Genomic DNA, 24700 nt, shown 5'->3' on the forward strand with positions numbered 1-24700 from the left:
CACCGGCTCGCTGTTGCCGGGGCCCGACGCCGCGGCGCTGAAGAGGGGCGGGGGTTCGGGTGGGCGGGCGCAGGCCCCATTCGCGGTCGCCTCGTCGGCGACACACCGACGCTGGTGTTGACGCCTCGTCGGTGGATCACCACGGGCAGTGCCCCGCGAGCGTGGGCCGGAGAACGCCTGCCCGGACACGCCACGCTGAACGGCGGCGTTGATGGGCCACCGAACGCCCGCTCCGGGTCGATTGCGGACATCAGCCCAACACCTCCACCCGAGAGAATCGCTGCGCCAGCCGCACATCGTGGCTCACGAACACCAGCGCGCTGCCCGCCTCGGCACAGCACTGCATCAGCAGCGCCATGAAGGCGTCGCGCGCGTCCTCGTCGAGCGCCGAGGTCGGCTCATCGGCCAGGATCAGCGCCGGCCGGCCGATCAGCGCGCGGGCCGCGGCCACGCGCTGCTGCTGGCCCACGGAGAGTTGCGCTGCCGGCCGCCGCCACAGCGCGTCGGCCAGGCCCATCGCACCAAGCAGGCGGCCGGCCTCGCCCTCGGCAGCCTGCGCGCGCCGGCGGGTCGAGAAGCGCAGTGCCAGCGTGACGTTGTCGTGCGCGCTCAGCCAGGGCAGCAGGTTGAACTGCTGGAAGATGACGCCCAGATGGTCGGCGCGCAGGCGGTCGCGCGCCGGACCGGAGAGCATAGCCAGGTCCTGCCCCAGCACCTGCAGACGGCCGGCCTGGGGCGGCAGCACACCGGCCAGCAGCGACAGCAGCGTGCTCTTGCCGCTGCCGCTGGCACCGCGCAGGAACACCTGCTCGCCGGCGGCGATGCGCAGCGCCGGCAACACGACCGTGTCCGCCGCGGCGCCCGGCCAGCGGAACCGCAGGTCCTGCGCGTCGACGACGACGCCCGGCGCGTTCACGCCAGCGCGCGCCCGATCAGGATCTTCTGCACCTCGGACGTGCCTTCGTAGATCTGGCAGACGCGCACGTCGCGGTAGATGCGCTCGACCGGGAAGTCGCTGACGTAGCCGTAGCCGCCATGCACCTGGATCGCGTCGGAACATACGCGCTCGGCCATCTCGCTGGCGAAGAGCTTGGCCATGGCCGCCTCCTTCAGGCACGGCCGGCCGGCGTCCTTCAGGCTGGCGGCGTGCCAGATCATCTGCCGCGCCACCTCGATCTGCGTGGCCATCTCGGCCAGCTTGAACTGGACCGCCTGGTGCTGGTAGATGGGCTGGCCGAAGCTGCTGCGGTCCTTGCTGTAGACCAGCGCCGCCTCGAAGGCGGCGCGTGCCATGCCCACGGCCTGGCTGGCGATGCCGATGCGCCCGCCCTCCAGCCCGCTGAGCGCGATCTTCAGGCCCATGCCCTCCTCGCCCAGTAGGTTCACCGCCGGCACGCGGCAGTCCTCGAAGCGGATCTGCGCCGTGTCGCTGGCGTGCTGGCCCAGCTTGTCCTCCAGCCGGGCCACGGTGTAGCCTGGCGTGGACGTGGGCACGAGGAAGGCGCTGATGCCCTTCTTGCCGGCGGCCTTGTCGGTGACCGCCATGACGATGGCCACGTCGCCGTGCTTGCCGCTGGTGATGAACTGCTTGACGCCGTCGAGCACGTAGTGGTCGCCGTCACGCCGCGCCGTCGTCTTCAGCCCACCGGCTTCGGAGCCCACATGCGGCTCGGTGAGGCAGAAGGCGCCGAGCATGTCGCCGCGCGCCAGCGGCTTGAGGAAGCGTTCCTTCTGGTCGTCGTTGCCGAACGCGGTCAGGATGCTGCACACCGGGCAGTTGTTGACGCTGACGATGGTGCTGGTGGCGCCGTCGCCGGCAGCGATCTCCTCCAGGATCACGGCCAGGGCCAGGTAGTCGAGGCCGGCGCCGTCCCACTCCGGCGCCACGGCCACGCCGTAGCAGCCCAGCGCGGCCAGGCCCTTGAGCTCCTCGTGCGGGAACTGGTGGTGCTTGTCCCAGTGCGCGGCGTTGGGGGCGATGCAGTCCTGCACATAGGTGCGCACGGCGTCCTGCACGGCGCGGTGGTCTTCGCTCAGCAGCATGGTCGGGTCTCTTGGGTCTCGAGGCTATGGGTCACCACGGGATCACGGCGCCGTCGTGGTTGCGGAAGGTTCCGTTGTCGTCGGAGCCCAGGCCGGCCAGCGTGCGGCGCATGTCGGCCACGGCGTCCTTCACGTCCATGTCGGCACCGGCGCCGCCCATGTCGGTGCGCACCCAGCCGGGGTGGAAGGCGATGCAGATGGCGCGGCCGGCGAGCACCAGCGAGGCGTCCTTCAGCACCGAGTTCAACGCCGCCTTGCTGGCGCGGTAGAGCCAGCCGCTGGCGTTGCCGCGCTGGCCGATGGAGCCCATGCCGGAGGAGATGACCGCCAGCGTCGCGCCCGGCGCCAGCGCGCCGTCGAGCTGCGGCAGCACCCGCATCGCACCCAGCACGTTGGTGTGCATGACCGCGTCGAACTCGTCGGCCGTGGGCGTCTGCAGGCCCTGCGTACGCGGGCCGTAGACGCCGGCGTTGATGACCACGCCGTCGAAGGCCTCGCCGTCGATGGGCCAGGCCCGGCCGCTGGCGCCGGCGGCATCGGCCACGTCCAGACGCACGGCCTGCGCGCCCAGCGCCTGCAGTCGGGCCAGGCCATCGTCGCTGCGGGCCGTGCCGGTGACCCGGGCACCGTCGGCGCGGTACTGGCGCACGAATTCGAGGCCGATGCCGCGCGAGGCACCGACGATCAGGACGTTCTTCATGAGTTCACCACCCGGAAGGCCAGCGCACCGAACAGGCCGGCGCCAGCGGCGTTGAGGGCCCGGCCGACGGCCGGGCGGGTCTGCAAGCGGCGCGCGCGGGCGGCCACGGCCACCAGCAGCGCCAGAAACAGCGTACTCTGCAGCACGAACCACGCGCCCAGCAGCAGGAAGGCCAGCGTCTTGTCCTGCGCCGCCGGCGTGATGAACTGCGGGATGAACGCCAGGAAGAACAGCGCCACCTTGGGGTTCAGCACGTTGGTCAGGAAGCCGGTACGCACCTCGTCGGCCAGAGATCGGCGCGGCGGCGGCGACCCGGTGTCACCGGCGGTGGCCGGGCGCCAGGCGTTTCGCGCCATGCCCAGGGCCAGCCAGACCAGGTAGGCCGCGCCGGCCCACTTCAGCACCATGAACGCCGCCGGGTTCACCGCCAGCAGCGCCGCCAGGCCGAAGGCCGCGGCCAGCGCATGCACCACGCAGCCCAGTTCGATGCCGGCGGCCGCGGCAAGCCCGGCGCGTGCGCCACCGGTCAGCGTGCGGGCCACGGTCAGCAGCAGGTCCACGCCCGGCGTCGCGTTCAGGAGCAGCACCGCGAACGCGAAGAGGCCGGCCTGCTGCCAGCTGGCGAGGCCGAAGAGCTCCAGCATCAGACCATCTCGAGGGCCATCGCAGTCGCCTCGCCACCGCCGATGCACAGCGCCGCCACACCGCGCCTGAGCCCACGCTTCTTCAGCGCGCCCAGCAGCGTGACGACGATGCGCGCGCCGCTGGCGCCGATGGGGTGGCCCAGCGCGCAGGCGCCGCCGTGCACGTTGACGATCTCGTGCGGCAGGCGGTACTCGTGCATCGCCGCCATCGTCACCGCGGCGAAGGCCTCGTTGACCTCCCAGAGGTTGACGCTCTTGGCGTCCCAGCCGGCCTTCTTCAGCACCTTCTCGATGGCACCGGCCGGCGCGGTGGCGAACCACTCCGGCGCCTGCGCATGAACGGCGTGGCCGACGATGCGCGCCACGGGCGCCAGGCCCCACTTCAGTGCCGTGCTCTCGCGCATCAGCACCAGGGCCGCGGCGCCGTCGCTGATGCTGCTGGCGTTGGCGGCGGTGATGGTGCCGTCCTTCTTGAACGCAGGCTTGAGCGACGGGATCTTGTCAAGCTTGGCCTTGAAGGGCTGTTCGTCGCGGCTCACGACCACGTCGCCGCCGCGGCCGGCCAGGGTGACCGGCGCCATCTCCCAGTCGAAGCTGCCGTCCTCGTTGGCGGTCTTGGCGCGCGTGGTGGAGGCGATGGCGAACTGGTCCTGCGCCTCGCGGCTGAAGGCGTACTTCGCCACGCAGGCCTCGGCGAACACGCCCATGGCCTTGCCGCGCTCGTAGGCGTCCTCGAGGCCGTCCATGGCCATGTGGTCGAACATCTGCGCGGCGCCGTACTTCACGCCCTTGCGCGCGAACATCAGGTGCGGCGCGTTGGTCATGCTCTCCATGCCGCCGGCCACCATCACCTGCGCCGTGCCCGCTGCCAGCATGTCATGCGCGAACATCATCGCGCGCATGCCGGAGCCGCACATCTTGCTCAGCGTCACGGCGCCGGTGCTGTCGGGCAGGCCGGCCTTGCGCATGGCCTGACGCGCAGGCGCCTGCCCCTGGCCGGCCATCAGGCAGTTGCCCATCAGCACCTCGTCGACGGCGTCGCCGGGCACGCCGGCGCGCTCGACGGCGGCGCGGATGGCCACGGCGCCCAGTTCGGCGGCCGGGAGGCCGGCGAAGTCACCCAGCAGGCCGCCGATGGGCGTGCGCGCGGCGGAGACAATGACGATCGGATCGGTGGACATGGGAAGCTCCTTTCAGACGGTGGCGGCCGCTTCGGCCGCGGCGGCACGCCGCACACTGAAGCGGCGCGCGGGTTCGTAGGGGAAGACGTCGTGCACGTGGCCGGCCAGGATGCGCTCCTTGTGGCCCTGCCAGAACGCGGGGTCCAGCAGGTCGGCGTGGTGGGCCATGAACACGTCGCGCACGGCCGGGTTGCCGAGCAGGAATGGGCCGAAGGTCTCCGGGAACACGTCCTTCGGGCCCACGGAATACCAGATCTCGCCCGACATCTCGTCCTCCTCGTTGCGCGGCGGCGGCACGCGGCGGAAGTTGCAGTCGGTGATGTACTCGATCTCGTCGTAGTCGTAGAAGACCACCTTGCCGTTGCGGGTGACGCCGAAGTTCTTCCAGAGCATGTCGCCGGGGAAAATGTTGGCCGCCACCAGGTCCTTGATGGCGTTACCGTACTCCACCACCGCGGCGGCAACCTGCGCCGGCGTGGCCTCCTGCAGGTAGATGTTCAGCGGGATCATGCGCCGCTCGATGTAGACGTGGCTGATGATGACCTCGATCTGGCCGTCGCCGTCGCGGTCGGAGATCTCCAGCAGGCTGGGGCAGAACTTCTGCAGCTCGGCGATCAGCTCGTCATCGAAGCGTGCGCGCGGGAAGGCCACGTTGCTGTACTCCAGCGTGTCGGCCATGCGGCCGACGCGGTCGTGCGTCTTCACCAGCAGGTACTTGCCCTTGATCTGCTCGCGCGTGGTGTCCTTCTGCGGCGGGTAGTAGTCCTTGATGACCTTGAAGACGAACGGGAAGCTCGGCAGGTCGAACACCAGCATCACCATGCCCTTGATGCCCGGCGCGATGCGGAAGGTGTCGGTGCTGTGGCGCAGGTGGTAGAGCAGGTCGCGGTAGAAGCTGTTCTTGCCCTGCTTTTGCAGGCCCAGCGCGCTGTAGAGCTCGGCGCGGGGCTTGCGGGGCATCAGGCTGCGCAGGAACTGCACGTAGGCGCTGGGCACGTCCATGTGCACCATGAAGTAGGCCCGCGCGTAGCTGAACAGCATCAGCAGGTCGTCCTCGCTGTGCAGCACCGTGTCGATCACGAGCCCTTCCCGCCCGTGCAGGATCGGCAGCGCAAAGGGCGTTTCCTGGAAGCCGTTGATGACCTTGCCCACCACGTAGGCCGCCTTGTTGCGGAAGAACAGGCTGGAGAGCACCTGGATCTGGAAGTTCGCGCGCGGCGTGAAGGCACCGAGCACCTGCTCCAGCGTGCCGGCCACGTCGTCGATGTCGCGGCCCAGGTCCTCGAAGGGCAAGGTCAGCCCGAAATCCTGCACCATCTGCCGCCAGGCGCTGCGCCAGGTGGCCTGCTGCGGGTAGTAGGCGCGGTAGGTGGGCAGCGCGCCGGGGCCGTCGCTCTCGATGTACTCGGTGGCCACCGCCGGACGCACGAAGATGAAGTCGTTGTGGAAGTAGCTGCGGTGCAGGATCTTCGTCGTCACCGAGTTGAAGAAGGTCTCGGCGAGTTCCGGCTGCTTGTGGTCCACCAGCAGGCCGATGTAGTGCAGCTTGACCTGCTGCCACACGTCCATCTTCAGTGCACCGGCCTGGAACTCGCGCTGCAGGCGCTCGGCGGCCTCGTCCACGCGCTTGTCGTAGTACTCGATGCGCTCGCGCTGCGCACGCTGCTGCCCGTGCCAGTCGGCCGCCTCGAAGCGCGCCTTGGCCTCGAGGTTGGTCTGGCTGAACAGGCGGTAGTGGCGGTCGAAGCCTTCGATCAGCGCACGGGCGATCTCGAAGGCACGGCTGTCGGTCAGGCGGTGCGGGAACATCGGGGGTTCACTCGTCGGCGTCGCCGGCCACGGCCGGGCGTCGCGGGTAGCGCTTGATGGCGTCGGCAAACACGGGGACCACCTCGTCTGGGGCGGCCATCGTGCAGTGCAGGTCCTTCAGCAGGCCATCGCTGAGGCCGTAGATCCAGCCGTGCACGGCCAGGGCCTGGCCGCGTGACCAGGCGTCCTGCACGACGGTGCATTGCGCCACGTTGCCGACCTGCTCGATGACGTTCATCTCGCACAGCACGTCCTCCATCTGCGCCGGCGGCAGATGGTCCAGACGCCCGCGGTGACGCAGGCGCACGTCGTGCACGTGGCGCAGCCAGTTGTCGGCCAGGCCGACACGCAGGCCGCGCGCGGCGGCGCGTACACCAGCACAGCCATAGTGCCCCACGACGAAGATGTGCTCCACCTTGAGGTGCTCGACGGCGAACTGCACCGTGGACAGCGCGTTGAGGTCGGACGGCACCACGATGTTGGCCACGTTGCGGTGCACGAAGACCTCGCCCGGGTCCAGCCCGGCGATCTCGTTGGCCGGCACGCGGCTGTCGGCGCAGCCGATCCACATGTAGCGCGGGCTCTGCTGCTGGGCCAGGCGCGTGAAGAAGCCGGGGTCGCGCGCCTTGACCTCGGCGGCCCATGTGCGGTTGTTGTTCAGCAGGCGGTGCGGCATGCCGGGCTCACATCGTCTCGGCGAACAGTTCGCGCCCGATCAGCATGCGGCGGATCTCGGATGTCCCGGCGCCGATCTCGTAGAGCTTGGCATCTCGCCACAGCCGGCCCAGCGGGTACTCGTTGATGTAGCCGTTGCCGCCGAAGATCTGGATGCCCTCGCCGGCCATCCAGGTCGCCTTCTCGGCCGTCCACAGGATCACGCTGGCGCAGTCCTTGCGCACCTGGCGCACGTGCTCGCTGCCCAGCTGGTCGAGGTTCTTGGCGACCGTGTAGGCGAAGCTGCGCGCCGCCTGCAGCACGGTGTACATGTCGGCGACCTTGCCCTGGATGAGCTGGAACTCGCCGATGCTCTGGCCGAACTGCTTGCGGTCGTGGATGTAGGGGACCACGTTGTCCATCACCGCCTGCATGATGCCCAGCGGCCCGCCGCTGAGCACCGCACGCTCGTAGTCCAGGCCGCTCATCAGCACCTTGGCGCCGCCATTGAGCGCCCCCAGCACGTTCTCGGCCGGCACCTCCACGTCCTGGAACACCAGCTCGCCGGTGTGGCTGCCGCGCATGCCCAGCTTGTCGAGCTTCTGCGCGATGGAGAAGCCCTTCATGCCCTTCTCGATCAGGAAGGCGGTGACGCCGCGCGCGCCGAGCTCCGGCTCGGTCTTGGCGTAGACCACCAGGGTGTCGGCATCCGGGCCGTTGGTGATCCACATCTTGCTGCCGTTGAGCAGGTAGTAGCCGCCCTTGTCCTCCGCCTTCAGCTTCATGCTGATCACGTCGCTGCCGGCGCCGGGCTCGCTCATCGCCAGCGCGCCCACGTGCTCGCCGCTGATCAGCCTGGGCAGGTACTTTGCCCGCTGCGCGTCGGTGCCGTTGCGCTTGATCTGGTTGACGCACAGGTTGCTGTGCGCACCGTAGCTCAGGCCCACGCTGGCGCTGGCGCGGCTGATCTCCTCCATCGCCACCATGTGCGCCAAATAGCCCATGTCGGCACCGCCGTACTGCTCGGGCACGGTGATGCCGAGCACGCCGAGCTCGCCCATCTTGCGCCACAGGTCCATCGGGAACTGGTCGCTGCGGTCGATCTCGGCGGCGCGGGGGGCGATCTCGGCGTCGGCGAAGGCGCGCACCGCGTCGCGCAGGGCGTCGATGTCGTCGCCGAGCATGAAGTTCAGGCCGGGCAGCTGGCTCATGGTGATGTCTCTCCTGGGGTTCTGTGGGTCAGCCGCTCAGGCCGCGGCCGAGCACGGTCATCACGGTGGCGGTCATGGTGGCCACCAGGGTGTCTTCGTCACCCTGGGTGGCGCGCGCGTCGACGACGCTGATCGTACGTCCGGCCTTGACCACCTGGCCCGCGATCCGCAGCACCGGGCCGCGCGCTGGCGCCAGCAGGTTGACCTTGAACTCGACGGTCAGCACCGCAGCCTCGGGCGGCATCAGCGTGAAGGCGGCATAGCCGCAGGCCGAGTCCAGCGCCGTCGACACGACGCCAGCGTGCAGGAAACCGTGCTGCTGCGTCAGGTCGGGGCGGTGCGGCAGCAGCAGGTGCACGGTGCCCGGCTCGACACGGTCCAGCGCGATGCCCAGGGTGGCCATGGCGGCCTGGCGGGCGAAGGATTCCCGTGTGCGGGCCTCGAAACCCGGCGGGGCCTGCAGGGGGCGGCTCATCGGTGCGGTCTCCTCGCGCCGGCGCCTGCAGAAGCCGGCACCAGGTTGACGTTTACGTAAACGTCAATCGTAGCCCATCGTTGCAGGCCCGGTCGGTCAGGCCGTTGTCCTGGGCCGGCGCCGCGCTGCAGTTGGCGTCGGCCCCGCCGTTGCGGCAGCGGCCCGCTCGGCGTCGGCCAGCAGGCTGCGGCAGCGTGCCTCGTGCTGCGCGATCTCGTCGAGCGTGATCTCGAGGTCCTCGCGCTGCCGCTCCAGCTGCTGCCGGTGCGCCGCCAGCACACCCAGAAAGGCCTGCAGCTGCGGTGCGGTGTCCGACGGCGATTCGTACATGTCCACCAGCTGCTTGATCTCCTGCAGGCTCAGCCCCAGGCGCTTGCCACGCAGCGTGAGCTTCAAGCGCGTGCGGTCGCGGTGTGCGTAGACGCGGTTGCGGCCGGCGCGCGCCGGCGCGATCAGCCCCATGTCCTCGTAGAAGCGGATGGCGCGCGGCGTGACATCGAACTCCTGCGCGAGTTCGGTGATGGTGTACAGGCGGGCATCGCCACGTGCGGCACCCTTGGGCTCGTCGGCGTGGGCGGCGGGACGGGAGGCCCGCTCGGGGGCGCGCGAAGCGGCGGTCATGGCGGCCTTGACGTTGACGTAAACGTCAATATAGCGCCTGCCCGGCAGGAACCGCTGGCTGCGGCTGGCCGCTCCAGGCCAACGCTGCCTCTGAACAACCGGCTTGCCGCAACGGAAAGGGCAGGCCTCTCAGCCCGCCCCGCCGCGACGTTCACCGACCGGGCACTGCATCGGCGCCCGCCTTCCCTGTGCCTACCAGACGACAGCACTGTGACGAAGTGTGATGCGGCGCGCGGCGCAGGCACATCCCCAGAATGGCGGAAAGGCGGTGGCACGGGACGCCCGTCCGGTCACACCAAACCGAGCCAGCGCCCCTCGGGGGCCGAGAACAACACGCGCCAGGTGTTGCCTCAGGGGCCCGCCGGCGGGTCCAGCAACGGCAGCACGCTGTCGCGCAGGATGCCGCGCGCCTGCTCGTAGCCGGGCATGACGGAACGCACCACGTCCCAGAACGCGGGGCTGTGGTTCATCTCGCGCAGGTGCGCCAGCTCGTGGGTGACCACGTAGTCGATCACCGGCAGGCCGAAGTGCACCAGGCGCCAGTTCAGGCGGATGGAGCCGTCGGCGCTGGCGCTGCCCCAGCGCGTGGCCGCCGAGCTCAGCGACAGCCGCTGGACGCGCACGCCCAGCCGCTGCGCGTACAGCGCGCAACGCTCCTCGAACACGCGGCGGGCCTGGCGCTGCAGCCAGCTCTGCACCACGTCGCGGATCTGCGCCGGCCCGGCCTGCTCGGGCAGGCCAAGGTGCAGCGTCAGGTGCGGCACGCCGGGCAGGGCGTCGGCGGCGCTGTGCAGCACGGCGCCGGCGGTGCGCTCGTCGAGCACCAGGATCACCGTTTCGCCCAGGAAGGGCACGCTGCCGCCTTCGCGCCATTCCACCCGCGCCTGCAGCTGCCGCTGCTGGCGCGACTGCTGCTCGTGCAGCTTGCGCAGGATCCAGGCGGCCTTCTCGCGCAAGGCGCTCTCGATCTCGCCCACGCCCACCCAGCGCGGCGCGCTGACGGCCAGGCCCTCCGGGCCGACGGTGAAGCCGATGCTGCGCCGGCGGGCACGACGCAGCGCGTAGGCCACACGGTGCTCACCCAGCTGCACGGCGTGGCGGGCCTGGGGCGAGGCAGGCAGCGCCGTCGGTGCCGTTGGTGCCGTCGGTACCGACGCTTCCGCCGGCGATGGCGATGTCCCCGCGGGTCGCTGGTCGGCCTTGGGGGCAGGCGGCTCGTCGAACAGCGACAGCTGGGCGGGCGGCAGGCCGACGTCGGTCATGCGCGGATCTTACGGGGCTGCGGGTTCGGCGTAGGCCTCGGGGTCGATGCGGCGCATCTGCGCCTCGATCCACTGTTCCACCTGGCGCATCAGTTCGTCGGGCTGGCGCCCCTGCACGTCGATGGGCTCGCCGATGACGACGTCGATCACGCCCGGCCGCAGCAGCCAGCTGCGGCGCGGCCAGCACTTCGCGGCGTTCACCGCGATCGGCACGATGGGCGTGCCGGTGGCAATGGCCAGCCGTGCCGCGCCGCTCTTGTACGTGCCCTGGCCACCCCGCGGCGCGCGCGTGCCTTCGGGGAACATGATGACCCAGCCGCCCTGGCCCATGATGCGCCGGCCCTGCGACTCGACCTTGGCCCAGGCCTCCGCGCGCTTGCTGCGGTCGATGTGGATCATGTCCAGCCGGCCCATGGCCCAGCCGAAGAACGGCACGTAGAGCAGCTCGCGCTTGAACACGTAGGCCAGCGGGTGCGGCATGATCGTCGGGTAGGCGAAGGTCTCCCAGGCGCTCTGGTGCTTGGAGGCCAGCAGCACGGCCTTGGTGCCCTCGGCCGCCGTGGGCACGTGTTCCAGGCCGGTCACACGGTGGCGCACGCCGCAGATCACGCGTGCGCCCCAGATGGCCATGCGCAGCCACCGCATCGTGGGCCAGTACAGCCGCGTGCCGCGGACGAAGATCGACAGCACCAGCATCAGGATCGCCCAGGGCACGACGGTGCCGGCCAGCCACAGCACGTACAGTGCCGAGCGCAGCGCCCAGACCAGCTTCACGCCACCCCCAGCGTGCCGGCGGTGGAGTCGGCGGCTTCGTGGGATTTCAGCAGCCAGTCGGCAAAGGCCGCGAGGTCGCGGTGCACCAGGGTCTGCGGCACCTGGTGCACGATGCGCGCCAGGGCTTCGTCGTCCAGGTCCGCCGCGCGGCCGGTGAGCACCAGGTGCGGCGGGCAGCCGGCGGCGGCGGCGGCCTGCAGGTCGCGAAGCGTGTCGCAGACCATCGGCACCTCGGCCAGGTCGGCGCCGTAGCGGCGCGCGATGTCCCGCATCATGCCCGGCAGCGGCTTGCGGCAGTCGCAGCCCTCCTCCGGTGTGTGCGGGCAGAAGAAGACGGCGTCCACACGCGCGCCGACGGCCATCAGCTGCCGGTGCATGTAGGCGTGCACTGCGTTGACCGAGGCCATGTCGATCATGCCGCGGCCGATGCCGGCCTGGTTGGTGGCCACCACCGCGTGCCAGCCGGCGTGGTTGAGCCGCGCCAGCGCCTCCAGCGCGCCGGGCACCGGCTGCCATTCCTCCGGCGCCTTGACGTGGTCGTCACGGTAGACGTTGAGCACTCCGTCGCGGCCGAGGATGAGGAGCTTGACGGGGTGCATGGTCAGCGCTCGGTCAGACCGCCAGCTTCGAGAGGTCGGCCACGCGGTTCATGGCCGCGTGCAGCTGCGCCAGCAGCGCCAGCCGGTTGCGGCGCAGCGCGGTGTCGTCGGCGTTGACCATCACGGCGTCGAAGAAGGCGTCCACCGGCGCCTTCAGCGCGGCCAGCGCCTGCAGGCTGGCGGCGTGGTCGCCGGCCGTGAAGGCCGCATCGGCGCGCGGCGCCACGTCGGCCAGGGCCGCGGCCAAGGCGCGCTCGGCGTCCTCGGCGTACAGCTTCGCGTCGGGCGGCGTCTCGGGCACCTCGTCGGACTTGCGCAGGATGTTGCCCACCCGCTTGTTGGCCGCAGCCAGCGGCGCCGATTCGGGCAGCGCCGCAAAGGCACGCACCGCGGCCAGGCGCTGCGGCAGTTCGCCCCAGCGGTCGGGCCGCAGGGCCACCACGGCCTCGACTTCCTGGGCGCTGTAGCCGCCGTCGCGCAGGTAGCCCACCAGGCGGTCATAGACGAAATGCTGCACCTCGGCCTGCGCCGCGCCATGGCCTTCGGGGAAGGCGGCGAAGGCATCCGCCACCAGCGCCGGCAACGCCAGCGGCAGGTCACGCTCGACCAGCATGCGGATCACGCCCAGCGCATGGCGGCGCAGCGCGAACGGGTCCTTGTCGCCGGTGGGCCGCTCGCCGATGCCGAACAGGCCGGCCAGGGTTTCGAGCTTGTCGGCCAGGGCCACGGCGATGCCGACATCACCGCGCGGCAGCACGTCACCGGCAAAGCGGGGCTTGTAGTGGTCCTCGATCGCCTCGGCGATGCTGTCGCGCAGGCCGTCGTGGCGCGCGTAGTACGCGCCCATGATGCCCTGCAGTTCCGGGAACTCGCCGACCATGTCGGTCAGCAGGTCGGCCTTGGCCAACGTCGCCGCTTCGTCGGCCAGGTCGGCCAGCGCCAAGCTGCCGAGCTGTTCGCCGATGCGGCGGGCGATGCGCCGCACGCGGTCCATGCGCTCGCCCATGGTGCCCAGCTTCGCGTGGTAGACCACCTTCGCCAGACCCGGCACGCGCGCAGCCAGCGTGCGCCTGCGGTCCTGGTCGAAGAAGAACTTGGCATCTGCCAGGCGCGGGCGCACCACGCGCTCGTTGCCCTGCACCACGGCGCTGGGGTCGGCCGGGCGGATGTTGCTGACGATGAGGAAGCGGTTGGTCAGGCGGCCGTTGGCATCGAGCAGCGGGAAGTACTTCTGGTTGGCCTTCATCGTCAGGATGAGGCATTCCGGCGGCACGGCCAGGAACTCGTCCTCGAACCGGCAGACGAGCACGTTGGGGCGTTCGACCAGCGCCGTGACCTCGTCGAGCAGCGCATCGTCGTCGATGGACGTGAGGCCTTCGGCGGCCGCGGCAGCGTCCAGCTGGCGGCGGATCTCGTCGCGACGGGCGGCGAAGCCGGCGATCACGGCACCCTGTTCCTGCAGCTGGTGGGCGTAGTGGTCGGCGTCCTGCAGCATCACCGGATCCATGGCCGCCTCGAAGCGGTGGCCATGCGTCTGGCGACCGGCCGTCAGGCCCAGGGCCTGCACGGGCACCACGTCGGCGCCATGCAGCGCCACCAGGCCGTGCGCCGGGCGCACGAACTTCACGTCGCTCCAGCCGTCGGCGAGCTGGTACTGCATGACCTTGGGGATGGGCAGCCTGGCGATCGCCTCGTCCAGCGCCGCCTGCAGTCCGGCGGCCAGCGTGGCGCCGGGCACCACGGTTTCGAGGAACAGCGCCTCGGCCTTGCCATCCACACGCCGCTGCAGCGATGGCACGGCCGACGCGTCGGCGCCCACCGCCGCCAGTTTCTTCAGCAGCGCCGGCGTCGGCGCGCCATCGGCCGCCAGGCCCACGGCCACCGGCATCAGCTTGATCGACACCGGCTTGTCGGCCGCCACCGCGGCCACGTGGCTCACGTGTGCGGCGAGCCGGCGTGGCGACGCGAAGGTGTTGAGCGCGGAGTGCTCGCCCGCCAGGCCCTGGGCACGCAGGCCCGCCAGCAGCGCGCTGCCGAAGGCCTCGCCCAACTTCTTCAGCGCCTTGGGCGGCAGTTCCTCGACGAAGAGTTCGACGAGCAGGTTCTTGGTCGCAGTCATTTCAGGTCTCCCGCCGGGCCGCCCCAAGGGAGACCTGCGCCCCCGCGGGGGGCAGCGAACGAAGTGAGCTGGGGGGTCGACATCACGCCGCCTTCTTGGCGATCTGCGCCAGCACGTCGTCGGCCCAGGCCTTCGGGGCCATCGGGAAGCCCAGCCGCGCGCGGCTGTCCAGGTAGCTCTGCGCCACGCTGCGCGCCAGGTTTCGGATGCGGCCGATGTAGGCGGCACGCTCGGTGACGCTGATGGCGCCGCGCGCATCCAGCAGGTTGAAGGTGTGCGCCGCCTTGAGCACCTGCTCGTAGGCCGGCAGCGCCAGCTGCTCCGTCATCAGCAGCTTCGCCTGCTTCTCGTGCGCGCCGAAGGCACCGAGCAGGAAGTCGACGTCGCTGTGCTCGAAGTTGTAGGTGCTCTGCTCCACCTCGTTCTGGTGGAACACGTCGCCGTACTTCAAGCCGGGCGCGAACGTCAGGTCGTAGACGTTTTCCACGCCCTGCAGGTACATGGCCAGCCGCTCGAGGCCGTAGGTGATCTCGCCGGTGATGGGCTTGCAGTCGATGCCACCCACCTGCTGGAAGTAGGTGAACTGCGTGACTTCCATCCCGTTGAGCCAGACCTCCCAGCCCAGACCCCAGGCGCCCAGCGTGGGGTTCTCCCAGTCGTCCTCGACGAAGCGCACGTCGTTGGCCTTGAGGTCGAAGCCCAGCGCCTCGAGGCTGCCCAGGTACAGGTCCAGGATGTTCGCCGGCGCCGGCTTGAGCACCACCTGGTACTGATAGTAGTGCTGCAGCCGGTTGGGGTTCTGGCCGTAGCGGCCGTCCTTGGGCCGACGGCTGGGCTGCACGTAGGCCGCCTTCCAGGGCTCGGGGCCCAGGGCGCGCAGGAAGGTGGCGGTGTGGCTGGTGCCGGCGCCGACCTCCATGTCGTAGGGCTGCAGCAACGCGCAGCCCTGCGCGTCCCAGTACGACTGCAGTTTCAGGATGATCTGCTGGAAGGTGAGCATCGGGCCCCGGCGCGGTCAGGCGTTTGGCGTAAACCCTTGATTTTAGAGGTCGCCAGGGCCGCTACCCTCGGCCCCCGATGACGACCGCGCAGCTCGTGCTCAGCCTGGTGCTGGCGACCATGGTGTTCTCGGTCGCGCTGGAGCTGCAGCCGGCGGACTTTGCGCGCGTCGCAAAGATGCCGCGCGCCGTGGTCTGCGGCCTGGTGCCGCAGTTCCTGCTGCTGCCGGTGGCCACCTGGGCAGTGACCCTCGCACTGGACCTGCCGCCCGCGGTGGAGGCGGCCATGATCCTCGTCGCCTGCTGCCCCGGCGGCTCGCTGAGCAACGTCGTCACCCACTTCGGGCGCGGCAACACGGCACTGAGCGTCAGCATCTCGGCGGTGGCCGCGCTGCTGGCGCTGTTCATGACACCGCTGAACTTCACCTGGATGGTCAGCACCAACCCGGCCACCGCCGGCTGGCTGACCACGCTGGACATCGACCCGGCCGGCATCTGGTGGAGCCTGCTGGCGCTGCTGGCCCTGCCGATGATCGCCGGCATGGCCTTTGCCCGCCGCCATCCGGTGGCGGCCAAGCGCTGGCAGCCGCGGCTGTCGCGCTTCAGCCTGGCGGCGCTGGGCGCCTTCATCGTGCTCGGCCTGATCCGCGACCGCCACCTGCTCGGCCCGCAGATCCTGCCGCAGCTGCTGATCGTAGTGCTGCACAACGCCGCCGGCCTGGCCCTGGGCTGGCTGGCGGCACAGGCCTTCCGCGTGAACACCGCCGACCGCCGCGCGGTGATGATCGAAGGCGGCATGCAGAACGCCGGGCTGGCGCTGGGCATCATCGCGGTGCAGTTCGGGTCCGACCTGGACATGGTCATCGTCGCCAGCCTGTGGGGGATCTGGCACATCGTCAGTGGCATGTCGCTGGCGTTCTGGTGGAGACGAAGCGATGCTCGACACGGTCTTTGAAGGCGCCACCGTCGTGGACGGCACGGGAGCCGAGCCGTTCACGGCCGACGTAGGGCTGTGCGACGGGCGCATCGTCACGATCGGCAGGGTCACCGAAGCCGCCCGTGAACGGATAGCCGCACACGGCGCCTGGCTGACCCCGGGCTTCGTCGACCTGCACACGCACTACGACGGCCAGGCCACCTGGGACGAGACCTTCAGCCCCAGCATCCACCACGGCACGACCACGGTGCTGATGGGCAACTGCGGCGTGGGCTTCGCGCCGCGCGTGCCGGGTCGCGAGGCCGACCTGATCGCGCTGATGGAAGGCGTGGAGGACATCCCCGGCGTGGCGCTGGCCGAGGGCATCCGCTGGCGCTGGGAGAGCTTCCCGCAGTTCATGGACGCGCTGGACGCCATGCCGCACAGCCTGGACTTCGGCGTGCAGGTGCCGCACGACCCGCTGCGCATGGCGGTGTTGGGTGACCGCGCGGTGGCGCAGCAGGCCGCGACGGCCAACGACATCGCCACGATGCGCGCGCTGCTGGCCGAGGCGCTGGACGCCGGCGCGCTGGGTTTTTCCACCGGCCGCACCGACAACCACCGCACCGCGGCCGGCCACGAGACGCCGGCCTCGGAGGCCGGGGCGGACGAGCTCACGGGCATCGTCGCCGCCTTCCAGGGTCGAGCCCACGGCGTCGTGCAGATGGTCAGCGACTTCGATCTGCTGCGCGGCCCGGAACGCTTCGGCCCGGAGTTCGACCTCGTGGAAGCGGTGGCGCAGGCCGCCGGGCGGCCGCTGTCGATGACCTGGCTGCAGCGTGACCCGGGCGGCGCGCAGTGGCAGGCCATCCAGGCGCGCGTGGAAGCGGCCGTGGCGCGCGGCCTGCCGCTGTACCTGCAGGCGGCACCGCGCGGCATCGGCGTCATCGTGGGGCTGGACGCCAGCTTCCACCCGTTCATGGGCTTCCCCGGCTACAAGGAGATCGCCCACATGCCGCTGGCCGAACGCGCCGCCGCGCTGCGCGACCCGGCCCGGCGCGCACGCATCCTGGGGGAGCAGAGCGAGCGCCTGGCCGGCGACGGCACGCCGATCCCGCCGCTGGTGGACATCCTGCTGGCCCAGATCGAGCGCATCAGCGCCCGCATGTTCCCGCTGGGCGAGCGGCCCGACTACGAGCCGCCGGTGACCGCGAGCTTCTACGTGCGGGCGAAGCAGGCCGGCACCACGGCGCTGGCGGCGCTGTACGACCACTTCGCCGCCGGCGACGGCAGCGCGCTCGTCTACTTCCCGATCTTCAACTACAACGACGGCAACCTGGACGCGGTGCGCACGATGCTGACGCACCCGCGCGCGCTGTGGGGCCTGTCGGACGCCGGCGCGCACGTGGGCACGGTCTGCGACGCCAGCAACGCCACCTTCCTGCTCAGCCACTGGGTGCGCGACCGCCCGCACGACCGGCTGCCGCTGGCGCAGGCCGTGCACCTGCTGTCGGGCCGCAACGCGGCCTACCTGGGCCTGGCCGACCGCGGCCGCATCGCCGAGGGTCTGCGCGCCGACCTCAACCTGATCGACCCGCAGCGCCTGCAGCCGGGCACGCCGCGCCTGGTGCGCGACCTGCCGGCGGGTGGGCGGCGCTTCCTCCAGTGCGGAGAAGGCTACCTGGGCACCTGGGTGGCCGGCCAGGCAGTGCAGCGCGACGGCAAGGTCACGGACGCGCGGCCGGGGCGGCTCATCCGCGGCGGCCGCTGACGATCGCTCGCCACAGGACTGCCGCAGCCGCCAGCACCGCCAGCGGCCACAAGCCCGCGCGCGCTGCCCACCAGGCATAGGGCGTCACGCCATCACGGCCTTCGGCCTGCGCGCTCAGCACGTCGCGCGTGAAGGGCGCCAGCTGCGCCGTCACGCGCCCGCGGTGGTCGACCACCGCGGTGGCGCCGGTGTTGGTGGCGCGCAGCATGGGCCGCTGCAGTTCCAGGCTGCGCACGCGCGAGATGGCCAGGTGCTGCGGCACCGCCACCGTGTCGCCGAACCAGCCGATGTTGCTGACGTTGGCGAGCATCGTCGGCGCCGTGGCCGGGTCAAGGAAGCGGCGCGCCAGCTCCTCGCCGAACAGGTCCTCGTAGCAGATGTTGGGCGCAATGCGCTGGCCCGCCGCCGCGAACGACGGGGCGACCAGCGGGCCGCGGTTGAAGTCGCCCAGCGGGATGTTCATCGCGTCGGTGAACCAGCGGAAGCCCGGCGGGATGAACTCGCCGAAGGGCACGAGGTGGTGCTTGTCGTAGCGGTACGGCTGCGCCGCCGTGGCCTCCGACAGGCCCACCACCGAGTTCGTGTAGCCCACGCGGAAGTCGCCCAGCGGCACCCCCACCAGAGCAGCGCGGCCGGGCGGGGTGAAGTGTGCGACCAGCGCCGCCCAGTAGCCGGGCGCGAAGTCCTCCAGCTGGTCGGGCAGCAGAGGTACCGCGGTCTCGGGGGCGATCACCAGCGGCGCCTCGGCCGTGGTCAGCGCGCGCGCCACCCAGGCCAGGGTCTCCGGCATGCGGTCGGCGGCGAACTTGTCGTCCTGGGCCACGTTGGGCTGCAGTAGGGCCACGTCCAGCGTGCCGGCCGCGCGGGTGAAGTCGGGCGCCGGCAGCAGCGCCGCGAGGCCCAGCGCCGCCACGGCGACCACACGCGCCGGCCAGCCGGCGGCCAGCGCGGCGGCCAGCGCGGCAGCCACCGCACCGACGCCATAGACACCCACCCAGGGCAGCAGCACAGCCAGCGGCGCATCGACCTGCGCATAACCGGAGGCCACCCAGGGAAAGCCGGTGAACAGCACGCCACGGGCCAGCTCCGCCATCGTCCAGAGGGCGCCGAACAGCAGCGCATCAGGAGCGGCGCGACCGGTGCGCCAGCGGGCAAAGGCGGCCATCGCCAACGCCAGGTAGAGCGAGAGCGCCGCCGCCAGCAGGCCCACGGCCGCCGCCGCCAGCGGCGCCGGGATCGCCCCGTAGCGGTGCATGCTGATGAACAGCCACCAGGTGCCGGCGGCCAGCCAGCCGGTACCGAAGGCCCAGCCCAGCAGCGCGGCTCGCCCGGGCGCGGCGCGCGCCACCGCCGCCGCCAGCACGGCAGTGGCCAGCAACGGCAGCGGCCAGGCGGCCGTGTGCACGAAGGCCACTGTCTGCAGCGCACCCAGTGCCGCCAGCAGCAGGGGCCACACCAGCGCGCGCGACCGCGCGGCACCGGGCACGGCGGCACCGCGGAACAGCGGCCTCAACCGGCGTCGCCTTCGCCCAGCAGTTCGTCGGCCGGGCGCCGCGTCACGCGGAACCAGCGCACCGCGCCGCCGCGCGTGAGCATCACCTGGAAGCGCAACGGGCCCACGTCCACCGTCTCGCCACGGCGCGGCACGCGGCCGTGCTCATGCGCCACCAGGCCGCCGATGGTGTCGAACTCCTCGTCGGAGAACTCGGTGGCGAACACGGTGTTGACGTCGGCAATCTCGGTGTCGCCGGCCACGCGCTGCGCCCCGTCGGCCAGCGTGACGATGCCGGACACCGACTCCTCCTCGTCGAACTCGTCCTCGATCTCGCCGACGATCTCCTCGAGCACGTCCTCGATGGTGATGAGCCCGGCTGTGTTGCCGAACTCGTCGATCACGATGGCCAGGTGGTTGCGGTTGGAACGGAAGTCGCGCAACAGCTCGTTCAGGCCCTTGCTCTCCGGCACGAAGACCGCCGGGCGCAGCAGCGTGCGCAGGTTCAGCTCCGGGGCGCGCTGCAGCTTCAGCAGGTCCTTGGCCATCAGGATGCCGATGACGTTGTCGCGCTGGCCTTCGTAGACCGGGAAGCGCGAATGCGCCGTCTCGATCACCACGCCCAGCAGGCGCTCGTAGGGCCAGTCGATGTCGAGCTGGTCCATGCGCGGGGCGGCCACCATCACGTCGCCGGCCGTCATGTCGGCCATGCGCAGCACGCCTTCGAGCATCAGGCGCGATTCGGGCTCGATCAGCTCGCGGTCCTCGGCCTCGGCCAACGAACGGATCAGCTCGTCCTTGCTGTCGGGGCCGTGGGAGAGAAACTCGAGGATGCGCTCGAACAGCGAGCGCTTGTCCTTGCGGAATTCCTTGCGGAACTCGGCGCGGCGCTCGCCGCGTTCAGGGTGAGGGTCGGACACGGGGTGTCTGGCTGTGACGGACGGGCCGAGAATACCCCACCCGCTTGACAGGGCGGGGGGCTTGAAAGACAGTCCACGGCCCCGATTTGTCGGGGTTTCCCAGAACCCTGCCGCCGGCTCGCGCCGATGTCGGCGTCATCCCCTGCTCCCCATGGCCCTGATTCCCGCCACCATCCTCACCGGCTTCCTTGGTTCCGGCAAGACCACGCTGCTCAAGCGCGTGCTCAGCGAAGCGCACGGCCAGAAGATCGCCGTCATCGAGAACGAGTTCGGCGAGGAGAACATCGACAACGACATCCTGGTGGCCGACACCAACGAGCAGGTCATCCAGATGAGCAACGGCTGCGTCTGCTGCACCATCCGCGAGGATCTCCGCAGCACGCTGTCGGACCTGGCCGCAAAGAAGCGCAAGGGCGAACTCGACTTCGAGCGCGTGGTCATCGAGACCACCGGCCTGGCCGACCCGGGCCCGGTGGCGCAGACGTTCTTCATGGACGACGAGATCGCCGAGGCCTACCTGCTGGATTCCATCCTGACCCTGGTGGACGCCAAGCACGGCGAGCAGCAGCTGGACACTCGGCAGGAGGCGCGTCGCCAGGTGGGCTTCGCCGACCAGATCTTCGTCAGCAAGACCGACCTCTGCGAACCGGCGGCGGTGGACGCGCTGGCGCACCGCATCAAGCACATGAACCCGCGCGCGCCGCAGCGGCGCGTGCATTTCGGCGAGGTGCCGATCGCCGAGGTCTTCGACCTCAAGGGCTTCAACCTCAACGCCAAGCTGGAGATCGACCCGGCGTTCCTGGAGGAAGGACACGGGGGGCACGACCACCATGACCACGACCACCACGATCACGATCACGAGCATGGCGAGCACTGCGACCACCCGCACCACCACCATCACGACGACGATGTGAAGTCCTTCGTGTTCCGCTCGGACAAGGCCTTCCACCCGGCGCGCCTGGAAGACTTCCTGGGTGCCATCGTGCAGGTCTACGGCCCCAAGATGCTGCGCTACAAGGGCGTGCTGTTCATGAAGGGCAGCGACCGCAAGGTCATCTTCCAGGGCGTGCACCAGCTCATGGGCAGCGACCTGGGGCCGAAGTGGGCGCCGGGCGAGAAGAAGGGCAGCAAGATGGTCTTCATCGGCATCGACCTGCCGCGCGACGTGCTGCTGCAGGGCCTGGAACAGTGCCTCGTGTGACACCCTGCGCGCCCTGGAAGCGCGTGGCTACAATCCGCGCGCCGAAAAAGGCCCAGGCGCCGGCGGGCTGTGCTGAAATGCCGGATTGCCCAGAGTGATTCCATCAGGCGAGGAGAACCCCGTGAGCAAGACCCCCGTCAAGGCCCCGGCCGCCAAGAAGACCGCCTCCAGCGGCAAGGCGCCAGCGCGTGCCGCGACGGCCACGGCGCCCGCAGCGGCAGCCGCACCGGCTGCAGCCGCAGGCAACCGCTTCACGGAACGGTTCGGCCCCGCCACTCCCAAGACGACAGAACTCCCGAAGCCCCCCATGGAATCCACCAAGTCCGCCACCAAGGTGGACCCCAAGCTCGCCAATGCCTGGAAGACCAAGGCTGGCCGCGACCTGAGCGAACCCGAACTGCTCGCCATGCCCGAAGGCGAGTACATGAACGACAAGCAGCTCGACTTCTTCCGCGCCCGCCTGCAGGCGCTGAAGGACGACCTGCTGTCCAATGCCGGCGAGACCACCGAGCACCTGCGAGAGGACACGACCGTGGTGCCCGACCCGGCCGACCGCGCCACGATCGAGGAAGAGCATGCGCTGGAACTGCGCACGCGCGACCGCGAGCGCAAGCTGCTGAAGAAGATCTCGCAGTCGCTGGCCCGCATCGATGCCGGCGACTACGGCTACTGCGACGAGACCGGTGAACCCATCGGCCTGGGCCGGTTGCTGGCGCGCCCGACGGCCACGCTGTCGCTGGAAGCCCAGCAGCGCCGCGAACTCAAGCAGAAGATGTTCGGCGACTGATCGGCCGCAGCACCCGTCTTCATGGCCGACTCGAAGGACAACGAGAGCTTCTTCCGCAAGGTGGTGCGGTTCGTCGCGAACCCGGCCACCGACTGGCATGAGCTGAACTCGCGCCAGGACGGCGAGATCCGCGAGAACGAGCTCGAGAAGTCCGAGCTCAAGGCCATGATCGAGCGCAAGCGGCGCAACGACTTCGTCCGCAAGCGCGAGTTCGACATGCTCAGGCGCGTGCGTCGCGAAGGGTTGACCCCGGAGCAGCTGGCGGCCCTGGGCACGTCGTCGCGCATCGACGATTCAGAGGTACGCGCCGACAGCGTTGCCGCGCGGCCGGGTGGCGGCGTCAAGGCCAAGATCGACGAGATCGAACAGGAGATGGTCGGCGAGAGCCGGTTCACGACCACGGGTCAGGCCCCGCTGACACGTGGCGGCAGCTTCTTCGGCGCCCAGGCGCCTGCGGCACCGGCCACCCCGCGGGCTGACTCCACCGTGCCGCGGCGCGCGCCACCGCCTGCGCCCTTGGAAGTGGATCTGCCGGTGCTGTCGTCCGACGACGACGACGACGACCTGCCCGCCCTGCCACCGTTGCCGGACCTGGACGGCGATGGCGCCCGGTCGCGCCACGGGCCGGCGTCCGCACCCGCAGTCATGGCCAGCGGACTGCCGCCGCTGGCGCCACTGGCGCCGCTGAAGCTGGGTCCTGACCCCTCGGCCGCCGGGGCCGGCGGCAGGGACGGCGGCGACGGCGACCGACTGGCCATCGAGGTCAGCGAAGTGGCACACGACCCCGACCTCGACGAGGCCGTGATCGCGTTTGCCAATGCCGACTTTGAGCAGTGCGAGCATTCACTTACAAGACTGACCAGTGCCACTGGGGCGCGGTCCCAGCACGCCGAGACCTGGCTGGTGCTGTTCGACCTCTTCCGTGCCACCGGGCAGCATCAGCGGTTCGAGAGCCTGGCCGTGGAGTACGCCCACCAGTTCGGCTGGTCCGCGCCGCAGTGGTACTCGCTGCCGCAACTGGTGGCCGACGCGGTGGCCGACGACACACCGCGCCGCCGTGCCAGCAGCGCCGCCGAGGTCGGCGAGGTCGGCTGGGCGTCGCCCGAGGTGCTGGACCACGAGGCCCTGTCGCGGCTGCGCTCGCAGACCCTGCAGATGCCGCTGCCCTGGGTCTTCGACTGGAGCGCGCTGAAGACCGTCGAGGCCGAGGCCGCCACCCAGCTGTCGGTGCTGTGCCGGCTCTGGGGCTCGCAGGCCCTGGAGATGCGCTGGATCGGTGGCGACCGCCTGTTCACGACGTTGCAGGAAGCCGCGCCCACCGGCGTGCGCGACGCCGACCCGGCGTTCTGGCTGGCCCGCCTGGATGCACTGCGCCTGGCCAACCGGGCCGACCAGTTCGACGAGACGGCGATCGACTACTGCGTGACCTACGAAGTCTCCCCGCCGTCCTGGGAGCCGGCGCGCTGCACCGTGCACATCGGTGGCCAGATCGGCGGCCAGGTCACGTCGACGCGTGCGCCGGCACTCTCGATGGTCAGCGACGTGTCCACCAGCTTCCTCGAATCCGGCCTGGCCGAGGACCCCGGGATGGAACTGGCGTCGGTCGAACTGTCGGGCCAGTTGATCGGCGACATCCACGAGACCCTGCGCCGGCTCAACGACCAGGTGGGCCGTGCGCCCATGGTGTCGGTGTCCTGCGCCCGGCTGATCCGCGTCGACTTCCTGGCCGCGGGCGACCTGCTGAACTGGGTGCTGTCGCAGCGCGGCGAGAACCGCACCGTCCAGTTCACCGACGCCCATCGTCTGGTGGCCCTGTTCTTCACCGCCATGGGCATCAGCGAGCACGCCACCGTGCAGGTGCGCAAGGTCTGACCGCATCGCGGGCTCGCTGCCCGCACCGCCTTCCCATGGAACCCTTCCACGGCACCACCATCGTCAGCGCCCGCCGCGGCAACGTCGTCGCCCTGGGCGGCGATGGCCAGGTCACGCTGGGCCACATCGTCGTCAAGGGGAGCGCACGTAAGGTGCGCAAGCTGCACCGCGACCAGGTCCTGGCCGGCTTCGCCGGCGCCACCGCTGACGCCTTCACGCTGTTCGAGCGCTTCGAGGCCAAGCTTGAGAAGCACCAGGGCCATCTGGTGCGCGCCGCCATCGAGCTCACCAAGGACTGGCGCACCGACCGCGTGCTGCGCCGCCTGGAGGCCATGCTGGCGGTGGCCGACCGGAGCGCCAGCCTGATCATCACGGGCAATGGCGACGTACTGGAGCCGGAGCACGGCCTGGTGGCCATCGGCTCCGGCGGGGCCTACGCCCAGGCCGCGGCGCGCGCGCTGCTGGAACACACGCCCATGCCGCCGGCGGAGATCGTCAAGCAGGCGCTCACCATCGCCGGCGAGCTGTGCATCTACACCAACCAGCATCACACGATCGAGACGCTGGAATGAACCGGTGGGCCGAGCGCCGGGCCGCTCCCAAGCCGGCCCGCATCCCCTCGGGGGATCGGGCGATGTACCCATCGCACGA

The 24700-nt window shown here is 70.6% G+C and carries 23 protein-coding genes; 6 read left to right on the forward strand and 17 right to left on the reverse strand.

Annotated features, from left to right (window positions below; all coding sequences use genetic code 11):
* Positions 1 to 250 precede the first annotated feature (250 nt).
* The 15 genes from ENE75_RS07545 to glyQ all read right to left on the reverse strand — a co-directional run bounded on the left by ENE75_RS07545 (position 251) and on the right by glyQ (position 15092).
* Positions 251 to 916: an ABC transporter ATP-binding protein gene (locus tag ENE75_RS07545; protein ID WP_128197448.1), complete on the reverse strand. Its 666-nt coding sequence runs from the start codon at positions 914 to 916 to the stop codon at positions 251 to 253.
* A complete protein-coding gene (locus tag ENE75_RS07550; RefSeq protein ID WP_128197450.1) occupies positions 913 to 2043 on the reverse strand; it encodes an acyl-CoA dehydrogenase family protein in 1131 nt (376 codons plus the stop codon). Before ENE75_RS07550 ends, ENE75_RS07545 begins: the two co-directional genes overlap by 4 nt.
* 31 nt (positions 2044 to 2074) lie before the next feature.
* The gene (locus tag ENE75_RS07555) at positions 2075 to 2743 is read right to left on the reverse strand and encodes an SDR family oxidoreductase (RefSeq protein WP_128197452.1); all 669 of its coding nucleotides are present in this window, start codon (positions 2741 to 2743) and stop codon (positions 2075 to 2077) included.
* Positions 2740 to 3387 (reverse strand): LysE family translocator, encoded by a 648-nt coding sequence (locus ENE75_RS07560; protein ID WP_128197454.1) that lies wholly within the window; start codon positions 3385 to 3387, stop codon positions 2740 to 2742. Before ENE75_RS07560 ends, ENE75_RS07555 begins: the two co-directional genes overlap by 4 nt.
* Positions 3387 to 4568, reverse strand: coding sequence for an acetyl-CoA C-acyltransferase (locus ENE75_RS07565; protein WP_128197456.1), 1182 nt, complete (start codon positions 4566 to 4568; stop codon positions 3387 to 3389). The genes ENE75_RS07560 and ENE75_RS07565 overlap by 1 nt, the downstream gene beginning before the upstream one ends.
* Positions 4569 to 4580: 12 nt before the next feature.
* Positions 4581 to 6377: a bifunctional isocitrate dehydrogenase kinase/phosphatase gene (gene aceK / locus ENE75_RS07570; RefSeq protein ID WP_128197458.1), complete on the reverse strand. Its 1797-nt coding sequence runs from the start codon at positions 6375 to 6377 to the stop codon at positions 4581 to 4583.
* A gap of 7 nt (positions 6378 to 6384) precedes the next feature.
* A complete protein-coding gene (gene can / locus ENE75_RS07575) occupies positions 6385 to 7053 on the reverse strand; it encodes a carbonate dehydratase (RefSeq protein WP_128197460.1) in 669 nt (222 codons plus the stop codon).
* Between the two features lie 7 nt (positions 7054 to 7060).
* The gene (locus tag ENE75_RS07580; protein ID WP_128197462.1) at positions 7061 to 8242 is read right to left on the reverse strand and encodes an isovaleryl-CoA dehydrogenase; all 1182 of its coding nucleotides are present in this window, start codon (positions 8240 to 8242) and stop codon (positions 7061 to 7063) included.
* Between the two features lie 28 nt (positions 8243 to 8270).
* Positions 8271 to 8717, reverse strand: coding sequence for a PaaI family thioesterase (locus tag ENE75_RS07585; protein ID WP_128197464.1), 447 nt, complete (start codon positions 8715 to 8717; stop codon positions 8271 to 8273).
* Between the two features lie 96 nt (positions 8718 to 8813).
* Positions 8814 to 9338 carry a MerR family transcriptional regulator gene (locus ENE75_RS07590; RefSeq protein ID WP_128197466.1) on the reverse strand — a complete coding sequence of 175 codons (525 nt, stop codon included), beginning with the start codon at positions 9336 to 9338 and terminating at the stop codon, positions 8814 to 8816.
* A gap of 350 nt (positions 9339 to 9688) precedes the next feature.
* Positions 9689 to 10600 carry a M48 family metallopeptidase gene (locus tag ENE75_RS07595; RefSeq protein WP_128197468.1) on the reverse strand — a complete coding sequence of 304 codons (912 nt, stop codon included), beginning with the start codon at positions 10598 to 10600 and terminating at the stop codon, positions 9689 to 9691.
* 9 nt (positions 10601 to 10609) lie between these two features.
* Positions 10610 to 11374 (reverse strand): lysophospholipid acyltransferase family protein, encoded by a 765-nt coding sequence (locus tag ENE75_RS07600; protein ID WP_233258977.1) that lies wholly within the window; start codon positions 11372 to 11374, stop codon positions 10610 to 10612.
* Positions 11371 to 11973 carry a D-glycero-beta-D-manno-heptose 1,7-bisphosphate 7-phosphatase gene (gene gmhB / locus ENE75_RS07605; RefSeq protein WP_128197470.1) on the reverse strand — a complete coding sequence of 201 codons (603 nt, stop codon included), beginning with the start codon at positions 11971 to 11973 and terminating at the stop codon, positions 11371 to 11373. The genes ENE75_RS07600 and gmhB overlap by 4 nt, the downstream gene beginning before the upstream one ends.
* Positions 11974 to 11986: 13 nt before the next feature.
* Positions 11987 to 14092, reverse strand: a complete 2106-nt coding sequence (gene glyS / locus ENE75_RS07610) for a glycine--tRNA ligase subunit beta (protein WP_128197472.1) — start codon at positions 14090 to 14092, stop codon at positions 11987 to 11989.
* A gap of 82 nt (positions 14093 to 14174) precedes the next feature.
* Positions 14175 to 15092, reverse strand: coding sequence for a glycine--tRNA ligase subunit alpha (gene glyQ / locus ENE75_RS07615; protein ID WP_128197474.1), 918 nt, complete (start codon positions 15090 to 15092; stop codon positions 14175 to 14177).
* Positions 15093 to 15169: 77 nt separating this feature from the next.
* Between glyQ and ENE75_RS07620 the strand changes: the two genes are divergently transcribed.
* Positions 15170 to 16045, forward strand: coding sequence for a bile acid:sodium symporter family protein (locus tag ENE75_RS07620; RefSeq protein WP_128197476.1), 876 nt, complete (start codon positions 15170 to 15172; stop codon positions 16043 to 16045).
* On the forward strand, positions 16026 to 17777 hold the full coding sequence (locus ENE75_RS07625) for an N-acyl-D-amino-acid deacylase family protein (RefSeq protein ID WP_128197478.1): 1752 nt from the start codon (positions 16026 to 16028) through the stop codon (positions 17775 to 17777). Before ENE75_RS07620 ends, ENE75_RS07625 begins: the two co-directional genes overlap by 20 nt.
* On the opposite strand, the gene lnt is transcribed toward ENE75_RS07625, so the two are convergent.
* Both lnt and ENE75_RS07635 read right to left on the reverse strand, forming a co-directional pair.
* A complete protein-coding gene (gene lnt, locus ENE75_RS07630) occupies positions 17758 to 19290 on the reverse strand; it encodes an apolipoprotein N-acyltransferase (protein ID WP_375138471.1) in 1533 nt (510 codons plus the stop codon). The two genes, ENE75_RS07625 and lnt, sit on opposite strands and share 20 nt — an antisense overlap.
* Positions 19287 to 20189: a CorC family transporter gene (locus ENE75_RS07635; protein WP_128197480.1), complete on the reverse strand. Its 903-nt coding sequence runs from the start codon at positions 20187 to 20189 to the stop codon at positions 19287 to 19289. The genes lnt and ENE75_RS07635 overlap by 4 nt, the downstream gene beginning before the upstream one ends.
* 151 nt (positions 20190 to 20340) lie before the next feature.
* Between ENE75_RS07635 and ENE75_RS07640 the strand changes: the two genes are divergently transcribed.
* The 4 genes from ENE75_RS07640 (at position 20341) to hslV (ending at position 24621) form a co-directional block, all read left to right on the forward strand.
* The gene (locus ENE75_RS07640; RefSeq protein ID WP_128197481.1) at positions 20341 to 21390 is read left to right on the forward strand and encodes a CobW family GTP-binding protein; all 1050 of its coding nucleotides are present in this window, start codon (positions 20341 to 20343) and stop codon (positions 21388 to 21390) included.
* 121 nt (positions 21391 to 21511) lie between these two features.
* Positions 21512 to 22177 carry an RNA polymerase-binding protein DksA gene (gene dksA / locus ENE75_RS07645; RefSeq protein WP_233258978.1) on the forward strand — a complete coding sequence of 222 codons (666 nt, stop codon included), beginning with the start codon at positions 21512 to 21514 and terminating at the stop codon, positions 22175 to 22177.
* Positions 22178 to 22198: 21 nt separating this feature from the next.
* Complete coding sequence (locus tag ENE75_RS07650; RefSeq protein WP_128197483.1) at positions 22199 to 24049, forward strand: STAS domain-containing protein; 1851 nt, start codon at positions 22199 to 22201, stop codon at positions 24047 to 24049.
* 35 nt (positions 24050 to 24084) lie between these two features.
* Complete coding sequence (gene hslV / locus ENE75_RS07655) at positions 24085 to 24621, forward strand: ATP-dependent protease subunit HslV (RefSeq protein ID WP_128197485.1); 537 nt, start codon at positions 24085 to 24087, stop codon at positions 24619 to 24621.
* Positions 24622 to 24700 lie beyond the last annotated feature (79 nt).

It is taken from the genome of Rubrivivax albus, from assembly GCF_004016515.1.
Lineage (GTDB): Bacteria > Pseudomonadota > Gammaproteobacteria > Burkholderiales > Burkholderiaceae_C > Rubrivivax > Rubrivivax albus.

What these genes read in the sequence shown, in the direction of transcription:
- ENE75_RS07550 (WP_128197450.1), bottom strand. Translation starts at nt 2,043, where the DNA reads ATGCTGCTGAGCGAAGACCACCGCGCCGTGCAGGACGCCGTGCGCACC.
- ENE75_RS07555 (WP_128197452.1), bottom strand. Translation starts at nt 2,743, where the DNA reads ATGAAGAACGTCCTGATCGTCGGTGCCTCGCGCGGCATCGGCCTCGAA.
- ENE75_RS07560 (WP_128197454.1), bottom strand. Translation starts at nt 3,387, where the DNA reads ATGCTGGAGCTCTTCGGCCTCGCCAGCTGGCAGCAGGCCGGCCTCTTC.
- ENE75_RS07565 (WP_128197456.1), bottom strand. Translation starts at nt 4,568, where the DNA reads ATGTCCACCGATCCGATCGTCATTGTCTCCGCCGCGCGCACGCCCATC.
- aceK (WP_128197458.1), bottom strand. Translation starts at nt 6,377, where the DNA reads ATGTTCCCGCACCGCCTGACCGACAGCCGTGCCTTCGAGATCGCCCGT.
- can (WP_128197460.1), bottom strand. Translation starts at nt 7,053, where the DNA reads ATGCCGCACCGCCTGCTGAACAACAACCGCACATGGGCCGCCGAGGTC.
- ENE75_RS07580 (WP_128197462.1), bottom strand. Translation starts at nt 8,242, where the DNA reads ATGAGCCAGCTGCCCGGCCTGAACTTCATGCTCGGCGACGACATCGAC.
- ENE75_RS07585 (WP_128197464.1), bottom strand. Translation starts at nt 8,717, where the DNA reads ATGAGCCGCCCCCTGCAGGCCCCGCCGGGTTTCGAGGCCCGCACACGG.
- ENE75_RS07590 (WP_128197466.1), bottom strand. Translation starts at nt 9,338, where the DNA reads ATGACCGCCGCTTCGCGCGCCCCCGAGCGGGCCTCCCGTCCCGCCGCC.
- ENE75_RS07595 (WP_128197468.1), bottom strand. Translation starts at nt 10,600, where the DNA reads ATGACCGACGTCGGCCTGCCGCCCGCCCAGCTGTCGCTGTTCGACGAG.
- gmhB (WP_128197470.1), bottom strand. Translation starts at nt 11,973, where the DNA reads ATGCACCCCGTCAAGCTCCTCATCCTCGGCCGCGACGGAGTGCTCAAC.
- glyS (WP_128197472.1), bottom strand. Translation starts at nt 14,092, where the DNA reads ATGACTGCGACCAAGAACCTGCTCGTCGAACTCTTCGTCGAGGAACTG.
- glyQ (WP_128197474.1), bottom strand. Translation starts at nt 15,092, where the DNA reads ATGCTCACCTTCCAGCAGATCATCCTGAAACTGCAGTCGTACTGGGAC.
- ENE75_RS07620 (WP_128197476.1), top strand. Translation starts at nt 15,170, where the DNA reads ATGACGACCGCGCAGCTCGTGCTCAGCCTGGTGCTGGCGACCATGGTG.
- ENE75_RS07625 (WP_128197478.1), top strand. Translation starts at nt 16,026, where the DNA reads ATGCTCGACACGGTCTTTGAAGGCGCCACCGTCGTGGACGGCACGGGA.
- ENE75_RS07640 (WP_128197481.1), top strand. Translation starts at nt 20,341, where the DNA reads ATGGCCCTGATTCCCGCCACCATCCTCACCGGCTTCCTTGGTTCCGGC.
- ENE75_RS07650 (WP_128197483.1), top strand. Translation starts at nt 22,199, where the DNA reads ATGGCCGACTCGAAGGACAACGAGAGCTTCTTCCGCAAGGTGGTGCGG.
- hslV (WP_128197485.1), top strand. Translation starts at nt 24,085, where the DNA reads ATGGAACCCTTCCACGGCACCACCATCGTCAGCGCCCGCCGCGGCAAC.